The following is a 17,942-nucleotide window of genomic DNA, read 5'->3' as shown; positions in this document are numbered from 1 at the left end:
TTTTAAACATAAAAAAACGAGACTGGCATCTTATTCACATATAAGATACGCCTGCCTCGCTTTAAAATATACTTTATTATCCTAAGTTACCAAATTTCACAACATCACGTGCGATCATAACTTCTTCGTCAGTTGGAATTACAATAACTTTTACTGGTGAATGTGGGTAGTTGATGAACGCTTCTTCTCCACGTAAACCTGTGTTTAAGCGTTGATCCCAATAAACACCCATGAATTCTAATCCTTCTAATACTTTAGCACGAACTGTGTCAGAGTTTTCCCCTACACCAGCTGTAAATACAATTGCATCTAAGCCGTGCATTCTTGTAGCATATGACCCCATATATTTATGGATTCTAGATGCGAATACATCTAATGCTAATTTAGCACGTTCGTTACCTTCGTTAGCGTCTTGCTCGATATCTCTTAAGTCACTTGATGAACCTGAGATACCAAGTAAACCTGATTCTTTATTAAGGATATTTAATACTTCTTCAGCATTTTTACCAGTTTTCTCCATGATGTATGGAATTAAAGCTGGGTCAAGGTTACCTGAACGTGTACCCATTGTAACACCTGCTAATGGTGTGAAGCCCATTGAAGTATCAACTGATTTACCACCGTCAATTGCAGCAATAGAAGCACCATTACCGATATGACAAGAGATAATTCTTAATTGATCTAAAGGACGATCTAATAATTCTGCTGCTCTTTCAGATACATATTTATGACTTGTACCATGGAAACCATATTTACGAATACCGAAATCTTTATAGAAGTTGTAAGGTAAGCTGTATAAATATGATTCTTCTGGCATAGTTTGGTGGAATGATGTATCGAATACTGCAACATGTGGGATACTTGGCAATAATTTTCTAAATGCTTTAATACCCATGATGTTTGCAGGATTGTGTAAAGGTGCTAAATCAGTTAATGATTCGATTTTAGCTAATACATCATCAGTAACAAGTGCTGATTCTGGGAATAATTCTCCGCCATGAACAACACGATGACCAGTACCTTGAATGTCATTAATGTCTTCGATGATATTGTGCTCTTTTAAAGCTTCAATCATGATGTTTACTGCAACTTCATGATTTTCAATATCTAATGTTTTTGTGATTTTTTCCCCGTCAACCGTAATTGAGAAAATTGAATTTTTCAATCCGATACGTTCGATTAATCCTTTTGTGATAACTTTTTCTTCAGGCATCTCAAATAATTGGAATTTTAAAGATGAGCTACCAGCATTAATTGCTATAATTTTTGTCATTTAGACTTCCTCCTGATAATACTATTCTATACTATTTAAACACTAATACAGTTATGAATCAAGCATTAATACAGTTTATAAAGAATGATTTTCTTTCATCCATTCATCTACTTCAGATAAAAACGTTTGCAATTGAGATTGTGCCTTGAAATCTGGTATGTTTGCTAGCAATACTTCAACGCTCTTAGTAATTCCAGGGTCTTTCTTCTGTAAAATCAATAGTGATTTACGTGATTGTTCTGTCTTGAACAGTGAATTAGGAAAGTTTAAAAATGCTTGCATTTCTGTTTCTGTTGCAATATATTTTTGAAGCTGTTTCACTTCTTCGCCTTCAAAGATATTTGTTGGTACGATTAAGAATACATACCCACCTGGTCTAGTTGCTGTAACAGCTTGTTCTAATAATAAATAATGACTATAACTATGCCCTTCATCAAAGCCTAATTTCATCTCTTTACTGCGTTCATCAAGTGGATAATATCCGACTGGTAAATCGCCGACAATGACATCTGCTTCTTCTAATGGTAGTGGCATAATAGCATCTTGTGGGTATACATCAAATGGTATTTCTAAGAAGTTAGCTAAATGTATACTTACACGTTGTAATACAGGATCTACTTCAATCAAGTGGTGCATCAATGTCTTGTCTTGATTTTGTTCATTGATTGTTGCACTCAAATGTCCTGTACCACTTGCAATATCTACAATGTTTAATTCTTTTTTGTTTTTATTAAATAAGTTTACAAGGTAGCTTAAAATAAACCCAATTGAATCTGGCGTCATTTGATGATTGGGTTGTATTACTTCTTCTTTTAATAAACTTAAATAAGCAAATTGGAACGCTTTTCTTCGTTCTTGTAATGTTGATTGTTCTAAAAGATCTCTTTGGTTTGTATAAATGTCTTCCATCGCCAAACCAAGATTCTCTATATAACTTTGTCCATTCTCGTCGTGGAGGTCTTTACTTTTTACATCAAGTTTTTCAAATAATACTTCCATCATATTCTTTTCTTCAGTCATAATTGCCCTCTTTCGTATAAAAAGCTGTCCACTAAATGGACAGCAGTTTATGGTTGTTAATTAGTCTAAATTTTTGAATGCTTCTAAAGCTTTGTCATAGTCAGGATGGTTTGTACCTTCACTCACTATTTCTGCATAAACAACTTTATTATCTTTGTCCAAAACAAATACTGAACGTGCTAATAAACGAAGTTCTTTCATGATAACACCATAGTTCTCACCAAATGATAAATCACGGTGGTCACTTAATGTAATCACATTATCTAAACCTTCAGCTGCACACCATCTTTTTTGAGCAAATGGTAAGTCGTTAGAAATTGTTAAGACAACGCCATCTTGTTCATTTGCAGCTTCTTCATTAAATTTACGTGTTTGTTGACTGCACACGCCTGTATCTAAAGAAGGTACGGCACTAATAAGTTTCTTTTTACCTTCATAGTCTTTTAATGTCTTTTCAGATAGGTCGTTTGCTAATACAGTAAAATCAGGTGCTACTGAACCTACTTTAACTTCCTCACCTAATATTGTAATTGGTTCATTCTTGAATGTAACTTGCGCCATAAAAAAAGCCTCCTTATTCTTGATAAATATATTTTATCATGATTAAAGAGACTTTAAAATTCTTTTGATTATAACTTAGTTATCCAATCATATTTTGGAAGTCTTTTCTCATTTGAACATATTTGTTTTTGAGAACGACTGTTTCCCCAAAATAGTCATGAATACCTTTATGCTTTTTCGTAAATGCTACTACAATATATGGAATGCCTAACAATGCGCCAGAAATAATTCGTCCGATCCATTCTCTAAATAGGACATCCTTCAATTTGAGCGGTTGAGCATCTTCTCGATAGACACTTAAACCTAAAATCATCTTGCCTAGTGTTGCTTTAAAATAATACGTCATCAACACGAAATATAAATAAAATATTAAGGCACTAGCCATATTTTCAACACTGAAGTATGGCACCCATAGATAAGAATCATTGATATCTGTAAGTGCAAATATCGGACTTAACACAATACCTTTAAATCCTGCTAAAGCTAAAATATCGATGATATAAGCTAAAAATCGGACCCAGAATCCAGCAAATACGATGGATTTAATATCAGACATATATTTATTGACAGTACGCTCAATTTCACTTTGTTCACGTGTAGTAGCGACTTGTTCATAACTTGTTTCTGTCATTACAATCCCTCCTTATTCACCGTATAAATACATAGGTTGTGGTGATTTATTCGCTTTAATTAAGGCTTCATATTTAGTCATATCATCTAAACCTATCATAGAAGAAAGTTTACTTTTAGCAGCCATTGGGAAGTTTAAGAATCCGCCTGTTGTATCATATGTTACAACTTGTGCATGTTTGGATTTAATGTCACTTCTTAATGCTTTAATAGCATCATCTTCATAACCAATTTCATCAATTAAACCGTTTGATTTAGCTTGTTGTGCTGAATAAATTCTACCGTCAGCTAATTTCTTAACTTCTGATTCTGACATATGTCTACCATCTTTAATGACATTTACAAATTGTTTATAACTATCATCAATAATGGATTGCATGATGTCGCGTTCTTCTTTCGACATTTCTTTCATAGGGTTCAAGATTTGTTTATGTTTACCAGAAGTTACAGATTCATCTTTCACACCTAAATCATTCGCAAGTTCTGAATAATTAATGCTTGAGATAATAACCCCAAGTGAACCTGTTAATGTTTGTGAACCTGCATAAATTTTGTCTGCTGGTGTTGAGATATAATAGCCACCTGATGCTGCCATATTTTTCATTTGAACATAAACTTTTTTATCTTTAGCTTTAATTTCTTCTAATTTTTTATGTATTTCATCACTTTCATATGTTCCACCACCTGGTGAATTGACAACTAGAAGTACACCTTTAACTTGATCGTCTTTTTTAATTTTATCAAGTTGTTTTAAGAAGGATTGATGATTATACCCTCCACCACTAAATAATGACTCTTGGACACCTGTATCTTGAATGGTACCATCTACTGATAATTTAACAATTTTGCTACTACTATCACTACCAGATACGACAGACTCACTTATGCCATCTGAATCTGTTACTGTTTTTTTCCACGAATCGTCTAAAAATATGCCAACTGTGCTGACAACTATACCACCTACAACTAAAACAGCTGCGATGATTATCGCAATAATTCGTTTAGACATAGTATCATCCTTTCTATTTTAAATATTTACATTTATAATAATAACAGACTTTAATAATAACTGTAACTTTTGGGAGGAACAAATTATGACTTCGTATAAACGTATTTATTTATTTAGTTCAAAAGACCGTGACGTATTAGAAACACGTGAAAAAATCCAGAAAGAAATGGAACCACACGGATTTGAATTTGTTTCAAATTACGATGATGCAGATATTATTGCTTCAGTCGGGGGAGATGGGAGTTTCTTACAAGCTTGTAGAAAAACAAACTTTAATAAAGACAAAGTATATATTGGTATTAAAACACGACTAGATCAGAATTATTTATATGTAGATTTTAGTATAGATGACATTCCACATTTAATTGAATCTATTGATTCTCATGAAGTAAGTGTGAGAAAATATCCCGTCCTAGAAGTAAACTTGAATAACCAAATGTCTTATATGTGTTTAAATGATTTTTACATTAAATCAAGTGTCATCAAGCCGATGAAGATGGAAATATACATTGACGACGAATACTTCGAAGCATTCAACGGAGATGGTTTATTAATTTCAACACCAACAGGATCAACTGGATATAACAAATCATTAGACGGCGCAATTATTGACCCTAAAATTAGAAGCATGCAACTAACTGAAATCGCATCACTGAATAACAATAATTTTAGAACAGTGAGTAGTTCAGTAGTATTGGGTGATACAAGAACCCTTAAAATCATTCTTGATAAAGAAGGTAACTATTATCCAATTATGGGACTAGATAACGAAGCATTAAGCATACAAGAAACAGACTTTATTTCACTTAGAATTCAAGATAAATATATTCGAACACTGAAATTACCTCAGAATTCATTCTGGAGTAAAGTACAAAGAAAATTCTTATAACAATAAGCAACAACCCATAAACTAAAACACCTTAGCGCATAGACGCTAAGGTGTTTTTTACATAAAGTGACTACTAATATAGTCATATAGATTTTTGAGAATTAACGTTATCGTTACAATAATAAATAATACTTTAACGTAAGATACGCCTTTTTTGATAGCAAATGTAACCCCTAAATACGAACCGATAACCATAGATACTGCCATACTTAATCCATAGATATAATTGACATGTCCTAAAACCATAAATAACAGTAATGCACCTATGTTAGAAGCAAAGTTTAAAAATTTAGCATTTCCGGCTGCGTGTAAATAATCAAGACCAATCATTAATAAAGCAAATAGGAAGAATGATCCTGTTCCGCCTCCGAGAAATCCATCATAATAACCAATTACCGTTACACCAATAATAAACAAGATTGCTTTTTTAAGTGACAATTTCTTATATCGATTAATGTCTCCCCAATCTTTCTTTACTATTGAGTATATGGTTACAAGTGCCAATATAATGATTGCCAATGGCTTTAAATATTCTGGTGGTAAATATGTAGCAGTAATCGCACCGAATATCGAACCTACAAAGGATAATGGAAATAATTTACCTACAATATCGAAATCTACTTTCTTCGCTCTTATAAATTTCATCGTACTCGTAAATGAACCGAATGAACTCGCTAATTTATTTGTACCTAGAGCTGTAGCTGGATCCATTCCCACTGCTAGTAATGCAGGTAAAGAAATTAATCCTCCTCCACCTACAACTGAATCGATAAACGATGCAATTAAACCAAACAAAATAATGATTAATAATATATTTAAATCAAACTCCATATGGATATCTCCTCTACTTTAATGATAACGACATCCCAACGTTCGTATTAAAGTAGTTCATCCATCCATTCGTCTTTTTGTTGATTCAAATCATCGTGCTTAGAAATTGTAAGTGTTTCTACATTTTTAACCGCTTCATCAATTAGTGGACCAAAATCAAATTTAGATTCAAAATATTCCACTTTTTCTAATTTAGGATTTGTCTTTGGATTTTTTGGTGTAAATATCGTACAACAATCCTCAAATGGTTGAATTGATAAATCAAATGTATTAATAGCTTTCGCTTTTTTAACAATGTCTTCTTTATCAAATGTAAGTAACGGACGCAAAATTGGCATTGATGTTACGCTGTTAATGGCATACATACTACCTAAAGTTTGACTTGCTACTTGTCCTAAGTTCTCACCATTTACAATTGCATGTGCACCAATTTCATGTGCCACTTTTTCAGTAACTCTTAACATCATTCTTCTTGTACTTGTCATTGTATAGCTTTCTTCAACGACTTTATGAATTTGCTTTTGAAGTTCTGTAAAAGGTACAATATGCAATTTGATATCGCCTGTTAAATGTGCAAGTTGTTTTGTTAAATCGATTACTTTTTGTTTAGCTTGTTCACTTGTATACGGTGGACTATGAAAATGAATAGCTTCAATTGTCACGCCTCGTTTCATTACTTCCATACCTGCTACTGGTGAATCGATTCCACCTGAAAGCATAAGTAATGTTTTACCACCAGTTCCTACAGGTAATCCACCAGCGCCTTCAAGTACGCGGTTGTACATATAAATAGCATCTTTACGAACTTCTACTTTAATTTTATGATCTGGTTGTTTAACATTTACTGTTATATGATCAGTATTTTGAAGTACATGACCGCCTAATTCTTGTTGCAATTGAAAAGTATCAAGTTCAAACGTTTTATCTGCACGCTTGACGTCAATTTTAAATGTGTCACCATCTTTAAAATCATGCGCAAACTTTAAAGCGACTTCTTTCATTAAATCTAAATCTTTTTCAATTCGAACTACTGGACTTACAGAATGTACGCCAAACACAGTTTGAATTCTGCTCATCATTTCTTCAATGTCAGAACCTTCGTGTACATCGATATACATACGGTCACGATTTGCACGTACTTTATAACCTTGAAGTGGCATTAATCGGCTTTTGATATTTGCTTTTAATTTATTCACAAACATATTTCTATTACCTGTTTTTAAAGTCAGCTCTCCGTATCTCACTAATATGTGATCATAATTCATATTTTATTAACTCCTTTACCTCTTTATATACTTTATCAAAGGCATCTTTAAAACGTTCTATTTGTTCATTCGTTAAATCTGGTGCAATACTTATTCTTATACTTCCTTCAATAACAAGGTTGCTTAATCCCATTGCTTTTAACGTTTCATTATGAGAACTTTTCTTTGAAGAACATGCACTCGTTGTAGACAAATAAATTTCAAATTTAGAAAATGCATTGACTAATACTTCACCTTTAACACCTGGAAAAGAAATATTTAAGATATATGGTGCTGCATCGATTGGTGAATTAATCAAGACACCTTTATATTGTTCGACAAACGCTCTAATTTCTTTACCTCTTTGACTTAATGCTTGAGCATTATCTTCCATATGATCGTTCATTATTCTCATCGCTTTTGCTAATGCAATATTGACAGGTGCATTAACTGTACCGCTTCTTAAGCCTTGCTCTTGTCCGCCACCAAATATAATTTGTTTAATCGATTTAATTTGTTTAATTGCCAAAATACCTGAACCTTTTAGTCCGTGAAATTTATGTGCGCTTAAACTATAACTATCCGCTAAATTAATATCTAATGGTACTTTCCCAAAACCTTGTACACCATCTACATGAAAATGCACTTTAGGATATTCTTCTAAAATTCGACTAATTTCTTCAATCGGTTGAATTTGTCCCATTACATTATTAACATGCATACATGTAACAAGTACAACATCATCGTTTAATAATTCTTGTAAAGATGATATATCTAATTTGCCATCATTCGTCGTTTTAATATATTTCAAATTAAAACCTTCGTCCTCTAATCCTCTCATCGTTTCAAGAACTGACGGATGTTCCATCTTTGTTGTAAGGATTGTATTACCAAATCTCTTTTTCGCTTTGGCCATCCCTTGAAGTGCGATATTATTCGATTCAGTAGCACCACTTGTAAATATAATATTGAATGGATCTTTTAAATTTAAATATTGTTTAATATTTTCTCTTGCTTTATCAAGTAAATGAGCAATCTTTATGCCGGCAGAATGAGGACTATTTGGATTGAAAAAGTATTGTTGATTCATTTGTGTATATGTTTGGATAACGTCCTCATTAGGCTTTGTCGTTGCAGCATTATCAAGATATATCATACTGTCACCTCTTTTTTTCATTATATAATGATACCACAAGTCATTTCGTATAGATATACTAATTGACTTAGAAAAAACATCCACTAACTCAGAAAAAAAAATAAAGGCAAAGACATTTACCATGTCTTCGCCTTTATGACGTTCTTATCGTTTATTTACATCTTCTTCTATTTTTTCACTGATACCAGGTTCTACTTTTTCAAGTGCCGCTTCAGCTATTTCAATAGCACGTTTATATCTATTGTTAGCAAACAGTCTTTCTGCTTCATTAAGACTCTTATTCAGTTCATTATTTTCTTTTCTATATCTATTACCATATTGAATTAATGTTTCAGCATGAACTGCATTGATAAGTACATCTGTTGTTTCATCTTCAAATTTATTCATTTGAAGTACAATGTTACTTACTTTATCTTTCACATATTGTACATTAATAGGTCTTTGACTAAAGATTTTATTTACTTCACGAATTTCGTGATCAATTTCATTTTTCATAATGATAAATCTTTCAGGTACACTTGGTAAATTAGATGCTAATAAATTTCTATATATTTCTTCTTTCTTAGATTGAACACGTAATGTATTTTGTTGAGCTGTAGCTTCGTCTTCTCTAAGAGAAACTAAATGATTTTGTATTTTTTGTTGATTATCATTAATTACTTTAACATGTTCTTCTATATAGAGTAGATTATCTTCAACTTCACTATAGCGTACATTTGTTTTAGCCATTTCACCTAAAATTTCATCGTATACACTGATTAAGTTTTGAATTTCATTCTCATACTGTCTTACTTTATGTACATCTTCTTCAGAAATATAATAGTTCTCTTTAACATATTCAATTTCAGTTTGAAGTGTGTAGTTCATATCTTTAGCATGGAATAATTCATCTGTAATAATTTCTTTAGATTGTTCGACAGTATTTTTAGATTTCACTTCATGTTCGATTAAATCATACATATCATCTAAAGAATCATTAATTTCATTAATAATGCTTTCTGCTTTCGTTAATTCTAATCTCCCAATCAATGGTTCAACTAAATTTAATTTGCCACGTAAAGTTTGAAGCGTCCCTTCTACTTTAACGTGTTCAAGGTTATAACCTTCAACTTTCAAATCTCTACATCCAAATTTCAAGTCTTGGAATTGACCTGGTAGTTCTTTTTGTACATCTTTAATTAATAATGGAATTTCCTCCATATCTTCTTGCATACGTTTCATATCCGTATTCAATTGATCGATATGACCACTTGCTTTAATGTAGTGTCCATCTTCAACAAGTTCTTCATATTGTTCAATTCTAGGTAGAAAAGCTTCGATGTTTTTTTCGATTAGTTCAGCAGCATCCCCAAACTGGTGTCTATTCGCTAATACTTCTCTCTTCGTTTCTCTATAAATCTGTTTAGATTCATCGTATAGTTTGTCGCTTGTTTCCACTGTTGTCATTAATTCTGTAACACTCTGAGTTAAGCGCGTATATTTCTTTTCTATACCATCCATTATTTTGTTAGCATCAGCAATACTTTCTTCTGACTGTGAGAACTTAAATTTATCAAGTTCTGCATCAGCATCATGAATTTTTGCATCTACAACTTTTAAATCTTCTTGTAAAACAGTTTGCCATTCTCTCTTAAATTGGTCATACTTGTCTTTAGCTTCACCATGGATATTTAATTTTTTAAGCTTCGCTAATTCATCTTGAAAAGGTAATTGCTTAATTTTTTGCTTACGCTGCTCAGTCTCAGTAATCAAATTTCGCTTTGATGTACGCAACCATAACATTATACCAATACCAATTAATATAATGATTATAACTGCAAGTGTTATATAAATTGCCATTATGTATTCTCCTCCTAAATCGTTCTCTTTATTATAACGTAAAATATATATCCAACAAACCTTTTTCTATGCAAAACATATTCAAAATCATAAAATAGTAATATAATTCAAATAAATATTGAAATGAGGAATAAAAATGTCAGAACAACAACTAGATTATTCATTACTCAACCGCCAATTAGATGGTTTATTATCAGGAGAACAAGATTTAATTGCTAATTTAAGTAATGCATCTGCGTTCATCAACCAATTCTTACCAAACATTAATTGGGTTGGATTTTATCTTATTAAAAATAATGCCTTAAAACTTGGTCCATTTCAAGGATTACCAGCTTGTGTAGACATTGAAATTGGTAAAGGGGTTTGTGGAACAGCTGTTGCCGAAAAGCAATCACAACTTGTTGAAGATGTTAATCAATTCCCTGGGCATATAGCATGTGATGCTAATAGCCAATCAGAAATCGTTATACCTATATACTATAACAAAGAAATCATCGGTGTGTTAGATATAGATGCACCTGTTAAATCAAGATTTAATCAAACTGATCTTGAAGGCTTAGAATTACTTGTCAAAACACTAGAAAAGCATATCCATCTTTAAAATATAAATTGACATTAACTAAACAAAAATGTATAATAGCTTTTGTGTGAATTAACGAAAGTAGCAGTTAAATATTATAAGGCTCTATGTTATTCCCAAAGAAGGCGTGTTGTGTAACCGCGGCTGCAAGGTGAAGGCACACAAATATAACATATCCCTATGAGCATTTAACATTCTTTCTTGTTTCTTCATAACAATCAAACAAGAAAAAGGAGGAACTTCAAAATGGCAAGATTTAGAGGTTCAAACTGGAAAAAATCACGTCGTTTAGGTATTTCATTAAGCGGCACAGGTAAAGAATTAGAAAAACGTCCTTACGTACCAGGACAACACGGTCCAACTCAACGTAAAAAATTATCTGAGTATGGTCTTCAATTACAAGAGAAACAAAAATTACGTTACATGTACGGAATCAACGAACGTCAATTCCGCACTATTTTCGATAAAGCTGGTAACATGAAAGGTATCCACGGTGATAACTTCATGGCACTATTAGCTTCACGTTTAGACGCAGTAGTTTACCAATTAGGTTTAGCTCGTACGCGTCGTCAAGCACGTCAATTAGTTAACCACGGTCACATTACTGTAGATGGCGCTCGTGTTGATATCCCATCTTACACTTTAAAACCAGGTCAAACTATCGGTGTTCGTGAAAAATCACAAAAATTAAACATCGTATTAGAATCAGTTGAATTAAGTCATCACGTTCCTGATTACTTATCATTCGATGCTGACAAATTAGAAGGTACTTTCGTACGCGTTCCAGAACGTAGCGAATTATCTGCTGAAATCAATGAACAATTAATCGTTGAGTACTACTCTCGTTAATCTTTGTTCAAACAAAACCACTTTCATTTCGAAAGTGGTTTTTTATTTTATATTTTATGACTTCATCCATTCATCTAATAAATGTGCATAATCCGATATTAAACCATCAACACCTATATCTAACATTTTTTGAGCCGTAGATTTATCATTTATCGTATACGGTAATACCTTAAGTTGCGATGCATGTGCTGCCTCTACAAATTTTCTCGTTACAATTTTATAATTCGGATTAATATAATTTGCATACTCCCCTATTTTCTTAATTGCCCTTTTACTTATAAAACGGTCTTTCTTCTTAATCAATACACCTAATTCTATTTCTGGCCATAAACTGTTTATTTGTTGAATTGAATTTCTATTGAATGACTGAATGATAATTTGATTGTACGAAATATCATGTTGTTTGATCATAGCAATAATATCTGATTCGATATTTGGATAGTTTTCTGGTTGCTTGATTTCTATTAGAAGCTTTATATGAGTGTCTTTTATTAATTTAAGTACATCTTGAAATAATGGAATTTGTTCACCAATATATGCTTGCCCTTTCCATTTACCGACATCATATTTTTTCAATGTTTCATATGTTAATTTATTGATTACCCCTTTTTCTTGTGAAGTACGGTTCGTTGTTGGATCATGAATAACAACAAGTTCACCATCCATCGTTCTATGTATATCTATTTCAAGAACATCTATATTGAATTCTATTGCACGTTTAAAAGAAATCATTGTATTTTCTGGTGCTAATGATGGAACACCTCTATGTGCAACTTTTAATTTGCAATTTTGATTATTCACATTCATTGTCTACTCCTTTAAAATCAGTCATACTATAGATTATACCCAAATATTTTTAATTATAGAAAGGAACATGAATATGACAACACATATTTTTAATTTAAAAGGAACATGGACTAAAGGCAGAAATGCTTCTGGCCATATTACAACTGATAATTTATCTACTCGAGTATCAATCCCTGAAGTAATGGACGGACCAGAAATCGGTACAAATCCAGACGAGATGTTACTAGGTGCAGCTTCAACTTGCTATATGATTACATTGGCAGCAATGATTGAACGCTCTGAAATTGATATTGAAAGAATCGAAGTAGATTCTAAAGGTCATGTTGATTTCGAAGATGGCGTGATCACTTATAAAAAAATAGAACATTTCCCTATTATTTATTTATCTGAAGAACCAGATGAAAATTTACAAAAAAGATTAAACAGACTTGTTCAAAAAGCAGAAGAATCTTGTATGATAACACGTGCTTTAGCTGGTAATGTTCAAGTTGTAGCAACAGGTGAAATAAGATTTTAGTAATGAAAGCGTTTTAATCAGAATTTTCAATAAATTCACTATTATTTTACTATTTTCTTTGCTACAATATAGAACATAAATTCAGTAAGGAGTGTATATATATGTATCAGCATGATTCTTTATTACTCGCACCAGGTCCTACAACTGTTCCTAGGGAGATTTTAGAAAGTATGAATCAACCTATGACAGGACATAGAACAAAGGAATTTAGTCAAATTATCCATCAAGCATCGAGAGATTTACAAACAATTTTTGGGGCTAAACACCCTGTTGCTATTCTAACTTCATCAGGAACAAGTGCTCTTGAAGCAGCTATGGTTAATGTAGCGAATCCTGAAGATGATATTGTCATTATTGTTTCAGGCGCTTTTGGGGATAGGTTTAGAAAAATCGCATCCTCATATCCATTTAAGGCACATATTTTTGAAGTTGAATGGGGAAAAGGTGTCGATTTAAAAGAATTTGAAACATATTTAAACTCACTTAATGTTGATGTTAAAGCCGTATTCACACAATTTTGTGAAACATCTACTTCTGTTAAACACCCTATTAATGCTTTAGGTAAGTTAGTTAAACAATTTAATCCTGACATCTATTTTGTAGTCGATGGCGTTAGTATTATTGGGGCTGTTGAGGTAGATATGGAACAAGACAACATCGATGTGCTCGTTTCAGGTAGTCAAAAAGCAATCATGTTACCACCTGGAGCAGCTTTTGTAGCATATAATGATAGAGCTATCGAAAGGTTTAAAGAAGTGACAACTTCAAGATTTTATTTAGATTTAAATAAATACATAACTTCTTTAAACGATGATTCAACACCTTTCACACCAGCTGTATCACTTATTAGAGGTGTACAAACTTATTGTGATTTAATTCAAGAAGAAAAATTTGAAAATACAATCAAAAGACACGAAGTATGTAAAACAGCCGTTCGAGAAAGTTTAAAAGCTTTAGATATGGAACTATTAGTTGAAGATGAATTTGCTTCACCTACTGTAACAGCTTTCGTGCCAAATAAAGATGAAGTTAAGACGATTAAAGATGAATTACTTAATAGATTCAACATTACAATTGCAGGTGGACAACAGCATCTTAAAGGAACAATATTAAGAGTTGGTCACATGGGTAAAGTCTCTCCAAATGACATGTTGCAATTTATTAGCGCATTAGAAATTATACTTTCAGAAATACGAGAACAATCAGTACTTGGTAAAGGTGTTTCAAAATTCCAGGAGGTAGTTAATCAATATGTTTAAAGTAATTGTAGTCGATCCAATATCAGAAGAAGGTTTAAAAAGTTTAACAGATCATGAAAAATTCGAAATAGACATCAAAACTGGCTTGAGTGAATCAGAAATCGTTAACATTATCGGTGACTATGATGCTTTAATCGTAAGAAGCCAAACTCAAATCACACCCCCTATTCTAGATGCAGCAAAAAATCTTCGCGTTGTAGCTAGAGCTGGTGTTGGTGTTGATAATATTGATATCGATCACGCAACTAAACAAGGTATTCTTGTTATTAATGCGCCTGATGGTAACACTATTTCTGCAACTGAACATTCTATGGCAATGATTCTTTCTATGGCTCGAAATATTCCAGAAGCACATCGCTCTTTACAAGAGGGTAATTGGGATAGAAAAAAATATCGTGGGACTGAATTATACAAGAAGACACTTGGCGTAATTGGTGCAGGTAGAATCGGTTTAGGTGTTGCCAAACGTGCTCAAAGTTTCGGCATGAACATTCTTGCATTTGACCCTTATTTATCTAGCGATGATGCGAAACGTTTAGAAATTACGAGAGCAACTGTAGACGAAATTGCTGAACAAGCAGACTTCATTACAGTGCATACCCCTCTTACACCAAAGACTAAAGGACTTGTAAATGAAGACTTCTTCAATAAGGCGAAACCTAACTTACAAATCATCAACGTTGCTAGAGGTGGTATTATCGATGAAGATGCCTTAATTAAAGCACTTGATGAAGGTAAAATCGAAAAAGCCGCTCTAGACGTATTTACTGAAGAACCAGCAAATAACACACCGCTTACGCAACATGAAAAAATCATCGTAACACCACATCTTGGTGCTTCAACTATTGAAGCTCAAGAAAAAGTTGCAGTATCTGTTGCAAATGAAATCATTGATATCTTTGAAAATAATAACGTCTTACATGCTGTAAACGCACCACAAATGTCTGGTGAAGTTGAAGCAGAACTTAGACCTTTTGTTGAATTAAGTAGAACAACTGGTGAAGTTGGTATCCAACTATTTGAAAAAGGTCCAAGAGAATTAAAAATTAAATATCATGGTGAAATTGCATTAGATGATACAAGTTTAATTACAAGACAACTTGTTATGGGTGTCTTACAACAAGACTTAGGTGATCATGTTAATTTAATCAATGCACTCGTATTGTTAAATGAACAAGGTGTAACGTATCAAATCGAAAAAAATAGTAAAAAATATGGTTTCAGCAACTATATTGAATTGGAATTAGTGAACAAAGATCATTCTATTAAAATCGGTTCAACTGTATTAAATGGTTATGGACCTCGTATCGTAAGAATCAATGACTATCCAGTAGATTTCAAACCAGAAAAGCATATGTTACTTATCCATCATAATGACAGACCAGGTATCGTAGGTAAAATGGGACAAATCTTAGGAGAACATGGCATTAATATTGCTTCAATGCACTTAGGTAGACATTCTATCGGTGGAGAAGCATTAATGATATTATCAATAGATGATGAAGCTTCAGATGAAACAATAGATGACTTATTTGCTATTGATGGCTTCCAAAGCATTAAAAAAGTCGAACTAAATAAACAACTATAAACAATAAACCACGTTTTAGCATTCAGCTAGCACGTGGTTTTTATTATGCATATTTAACTAACAAATGCTTTCAGTACGAGTCTTGCTCGATTGTTGTTCATTTCATGAATATCATAGTACGTTAAGATATGTAACCTTAAATCATTGATCAATTTTTCTTCAGATGATTTACCAATACTTTTCACTTTACCAACAATCCATAAAATAAATGACGTTAAAACAGTTTGAGAAACGTCTTTCATATATTGTTGATCATGAGATATATCAGATTGCTTGATATCATTAATCAGACTATAAACCTCTTTACTCACTATAAATTCTTTAGGACTCGTATCAATCACAATCTTTAGTTCTTCGACAGTTTGCGCTTTATAAAGTGTCCCCTTTTCTTTAATTTGCCGTAATTCATTTCTAGTACTGTCATAGCTTAAATTAAGAAATTGAGCAATCTCTTTTATTAAATCATCACTATACGAATTAGGATCTTGCTTATTGAGTTTAGAAATTTTCTTATGAGAGAACCCAGTTTGCCTTATAAAGTGGTTTCTATCAGCATCATGATTTTTAAGTAAAATATCAATATACATAATTCCAACCCCCATTTGTTTTTTCAAAATTTTTCCACAGTTCTATTATACAATATTTGTAAGTAAATATTGTAATGAAATCTTATAAAATTTTTATTCATCAAAAAATCCCACAATTCTTTGATGATTTGTGAGATTTTCAATTTATAATAATACGTTTCTAATATCTAATACGTTATCTACAATAAAATCAGCATCATAATCTTCTAACTCTGCTCTTGCTGACTGACCTTTTAATCCAGTGAGTGTGCCTATAAATGTTGCACCTGTTTTTTGTGCACTCAATAAATCAGCTAATGAATCACCTACTATATATATATCTTGCTCACTAAACACTTGTTCTTGTTCTTTAATATAAGTTAAATAGTTCTCTGGGTCATTTCCACCATTCGCTATTAAATAGCTAAACGGATTTGGTTTACCGAGTGGTTTAAATTCTGGATATGTTGTTTCTGCTTTAAGCACTTCTGATGCTGTTCCAATATGGAATTCATCAAATTGTTTTAACCAACCGATTGTTTCAAATGGAACGATTGTTTCTGTTCTTGGTCTACCTGTAGCAATACCAATTTGATAGCCTGCTTCTTTCAAATCTTCTAGCAATTGTGTCACTTCATCCACATCAGCTAACACTACTTCTTCTTTTATATAACCATTTTTAAAAGTTGTACGAGGTGTCTTATGTTCAACTTCTTGATATAACTCAGTACCTAAGTACCATTCTTGATATACTTCTTGTGCTACATCCCAGAACTTACTTTTCAGTTCAAAAATTGAAGCATCTTCTACATTTAGTTCTTCTTGTGCAAAAGCGATAAGATCATGATAAATATTTTCTTTACCGGAAGTCGCTTTAGATAAAAATCGACGAGGAGTTTCTATATTTATCTCTTTACCTACTATTTGTTGAGCATAATTTTTCAAAGTATTGTCGTCAAAGTTAACGTTACTCAAGTCAAGATTTGTAGCTTTTGATCGCTTTAACAATTCAATTAAATGTGTACTAATCACAATAAAAAGCATATCCCAGTTAGAATTTAAACCTAAAGACTTAAGTTGATTCAGAATTTGATCATCAATAAATATGTCTTTTCTAATTTGTTTAATATCTTGTTCGTCTAATGTTTCTATGTCTACTGTTCCTTTTAAGTTTAAAAAAGCTTCACTATGTAAAATTTCATAAACTGTTAAAGCAGAAACATCAAAACATCTTTCTTCACTTAAAAAAACACCGTCTACATCAAATAATACTTGTTTCATATTATGCCTCCATTTTTTGAACATTCTGATTATAATTTTAGCA

Annotated in this window: 18 protein-coding genes; 6 read left to right on the top strand and 12 right to left on the bottom strand. The window is 32.3% G+C overall.

Going from position 1 to position 17,942, the window contains the following annotated elements:
• Nucleotides 1-76 precede the first annotated feature (76 nt).
• The 5 genes from LQ622_RS04205 to sppA all read right to left on the bottom strand — a co-directional run bounded on the left by LQ622_RS04205 (nt 77) and on the right by sppA (nt 4,493).
• Nucleotides 77-1,273: an acetate kinase gene (locus tag LQ622_RS04205; protein ID WP_037588517.1), complete on the bottom strand. Its 1,197-nt coding sequence runs from the start codon at nt 1,271-1,273 to the stop codon at nt 77-79.
• A gap of 75 nt (nt 1,274-1,348) precedes the next feature.
• Nucleotides 1,349-2,293, bottom strand: a complete 945-nt coding sequence (locus tag LQ622_RS04200; protein ID WP_037588518.1) for a class I SAM-dependent methyltransferase — start codon at nt 2,291-2,293, stop codon at nt 1,349-1,351.
• 60 nt (nt 2,294-2,353) lie between these two features.
• Nucleotides 2,354-2,854: a thiol peroxidase gene (tpx, locus tag LQ622_RS04195; RefSeq protein ID WP_025905504.1), complete on the bottom strand. Its 501-nt coding sequence runs from the start codon at nt 2,852-2,854 to the stop codon at nt 2,354-2,356.
• A 79-nt stretch (nt 2,855-2,933) separates the two neighbouring features.
• Entirely contained in the window at nt 2,934-3,485 is a 552-nt protein-coding gene (locus LQ622_RS04190) for an RDD family protein (protein WP_204170161.1), read from the bottom strand.
• Nucleotides 3,486-3,497: 12 nt separating this feature from the next.
• Nucleotides 3,498-4,493, bottom strand: coding sequence for a signal peptide peptidase SppA (sppA, locus tag LQ622_RS04185; RefSeq protein ID WP_204170162.1), 996 nt, complete (start codon nt 4,491-4,493; stop codon nt 3,498-3,500).
• Between the two features lie 85 nt (nt 4,494-4,578).
• On the opposite strand from sppA, the gene LQ622_RS04180 reads away from it, so the two are divergent.
• Nucleotides 4,579-5,382: an NAD kinase gene (locus tag LQ622_RS04180; protein ID WP_025905507.1), complete on the top strand. Its 804-nt coding sequence runs from the start codon at nt 4,579-4,581 to the stop codon at nt 5,380-5,382.
• A 57-nt stretch (nt 5,383-5,439) separates the two neighbouring features.
• On the opposite strand, the gene LQ622_RS04175 is transcribed toward LQ622_RS04180, so the two are convergent.
• The 4 genes from LQ622_RS04175 to ezrA form a co-directional block, all read right to left on the bottom strand.
• Nucleotides 5,440-6,213, bottom strand: a complete 774-nt coding sequence (locus LQ622_RS04175) for a sulfite exporter TauE/SafE family protein (RefSeq protein ID WP_025905508.1) — start codon at nt 6,211-6,213, stop codon at nt 5,440-5,442.
• Nucleotides 6,214-6,260: 47 nt separating this feature from the next.
• Complete coding sequence (gene thiI, locus LQ622_RS04170; RefSeq protein ID WP_037588526.1) at nt 6,261-7,478, bottom strand: tRNA uracil 4-sulfurtransferase ThiI; 1,218 nt, start codon at nt 7,476-7,478, stop codon at nt 6,261-6,263.
• Nucleotides 7,468-8,613, bottom strand: a complete 1,146-nt coding sequence (locus LQ622_RS04165; protein ID WP_204252559.1) for a cysteine desulfurase family protein — start codon at nt 8,611-8,613, stop codon at nt 7,468-7,470. Before LQ622_RS04165 ends, thiI begins: the two co-directional genes overlap by 11 nt.
• A gap of 144 nt (nt 8,614-8,757) precedes the next feature.
• The gene (gene ezrA / locus LQ622_RS04160) at nt 8,758-10,452 is read right to left on the bottom strand and encodes a septation ring formation regulator EzrA (protein ID WP_037588531.1); all 1,695 of its coding nucleotides are present in this window, start codon (nt 10,450-10,452) and stop codon (nt 8,758-8,760) included.
• 136 nt (nt 10,453-10,588) lie between these two features.
• Here ezrA and LQ622_RS04155 point away from each other — a divergent pair, with 136 nt between their 5' ends.
• Both LQ622_RS04155 and rpsD read left to right on the top strand, forming a co-directional pair.
• On the top strand, nt 10,589-11,053 hold the full coding sequence (locus tag LQ622_RS04155; RefSeq protein ID WP_037588533.1) for a GAF domain-containing protein: 465 nt from the start codon (nt 10,589-10,591) through the stop codon (nt 11,051-11,053).
• Between the two features lie 225 nt (nt 11,054-11,278).
• Nucleotides 11,279-11,881: a 30S ribosomal protein S4 gene (gene rpsD, locus LQ622_RS04150; RefSeq protein WP_037588534.1), complete on the top strand. Its 603-nt coding sequence runs from the start codon at nt 11,279-11,281 to the stop codon at nt 11,879-11,881.
• A 54-nt stretch (nt 11,882-11,935) separates the two neighbouring features.
• Here the strand turns inward: rpsD and LQ622_RS04145 are convergent, their stop codons facing one another.
• Nucleotides 11,936-12,688: a glycerophosphodiester phosphodiesterase gene (locus LQ622_RS04145; RefSeq protein WP_037588537.1), complete on the bottom strand. Its 753-nt coding sequence runs from the start codon at nt 12,686-12,688 to the stop codon at nt 11,936-11,938.
• A 73-nt stretch (nt 12,689-12,761) separates the two neighbouring features.
• On the opposite strand from LQ622_RS04145, the gene LQ622_RS04140 reads away from it, so the two are divergent.
• The 3 genes from LQ622_RS04140 to serA all read left to right on the top strand — a co-directional run bounded on the left by LQ622_RS04140 (nt 12,762) and on the right by serA (nt 16,052).
• Complete coding sequence (locus LQ622_RS04140; RefSeq protein WP_037588539.1) at nt 12,762-13,205, top strand: SACOL1771 family peroxiredoxin; 444 nt, start codon at nt 12,762-12,764, stop codon at nt 13,203-13,205.
• Nucleotides 13,206-13,306: 101 nt separating this feature from the next.
• Nucleotides 13,307-14,464 carry a pyridoxal-phosphate-dependent aminotransferase family protein gene (locus LQ622_RS04135; RefSeq protein WP_037588540.1) on the top strand — a complete coding sequence of 386 codons (1,158 nt, stop codon included), beginning with the start codon at nt 13,307-13,309 and terminating at the stop codon, nt 14,462-14,464.
• Nucleotides 14,457-16,052, top strand: coding sequence for a phosphoglycerate dehydrogenase (gene serA / locus LQ622_RS04130; protein WP_025905517.1), 1,596 nt, complete (start codon nt 14,457-14,459; stop codon nt 16,050-16,052). Before LQ622_RS04135 ends, serA begins: the two co-directional genes overlap by 8 nt.
• A 53-nt stretch (nt 16,053-16,105) precedes the next feature.
• Here serA and LQ622_RS04125 read toward each other — a convergent pair whose 3' ends face one another.
• Together LQ622_RS04125 and LQ622_RS04120 are read right to left on the bottom strand one after the other, a co-directional pair.
• Complete coding sequence (locus LQ622_RS04125) at nt 16,106-16,639, bottom strand: hypothetical protein (protein ID WP_239762024.1); 534 nt, start codon at nt 16,637-16,639, stop codon at nt 16,106-16,108.
• Nucleotides 16,640-16,783: 144 nt separating this feature from the next.
• Nucleotides 16,784-17,899, bottom strand: coding sequence for an HAD family hydrolase (locus tag LQ622_RS04120; protein WP_159315528.1), 1,116 nt, complete (start codon nt 17,897-17,899; stop codon nt 16,784-16,786).
• Nucleotides 17,900-17,942: the final 43 nt, after the last annotated feature.

The sequence above is a fragment of the Mammaliicoccus sp. N-M50 genome (assembly GCF_022386995.1).
Taxonomy (GTDB): domain Bacteria; phylum Bacillota; class Bacilli; order Staphylococcales; family Staphylococcaceae; genus Mammaliicoccus; species Mammaliicoccus sciuri_A.
Note: the sequence above shows the minus strand (reverse complement) of the source record. Positions and strands in the feature narration are given on the sequence as shown.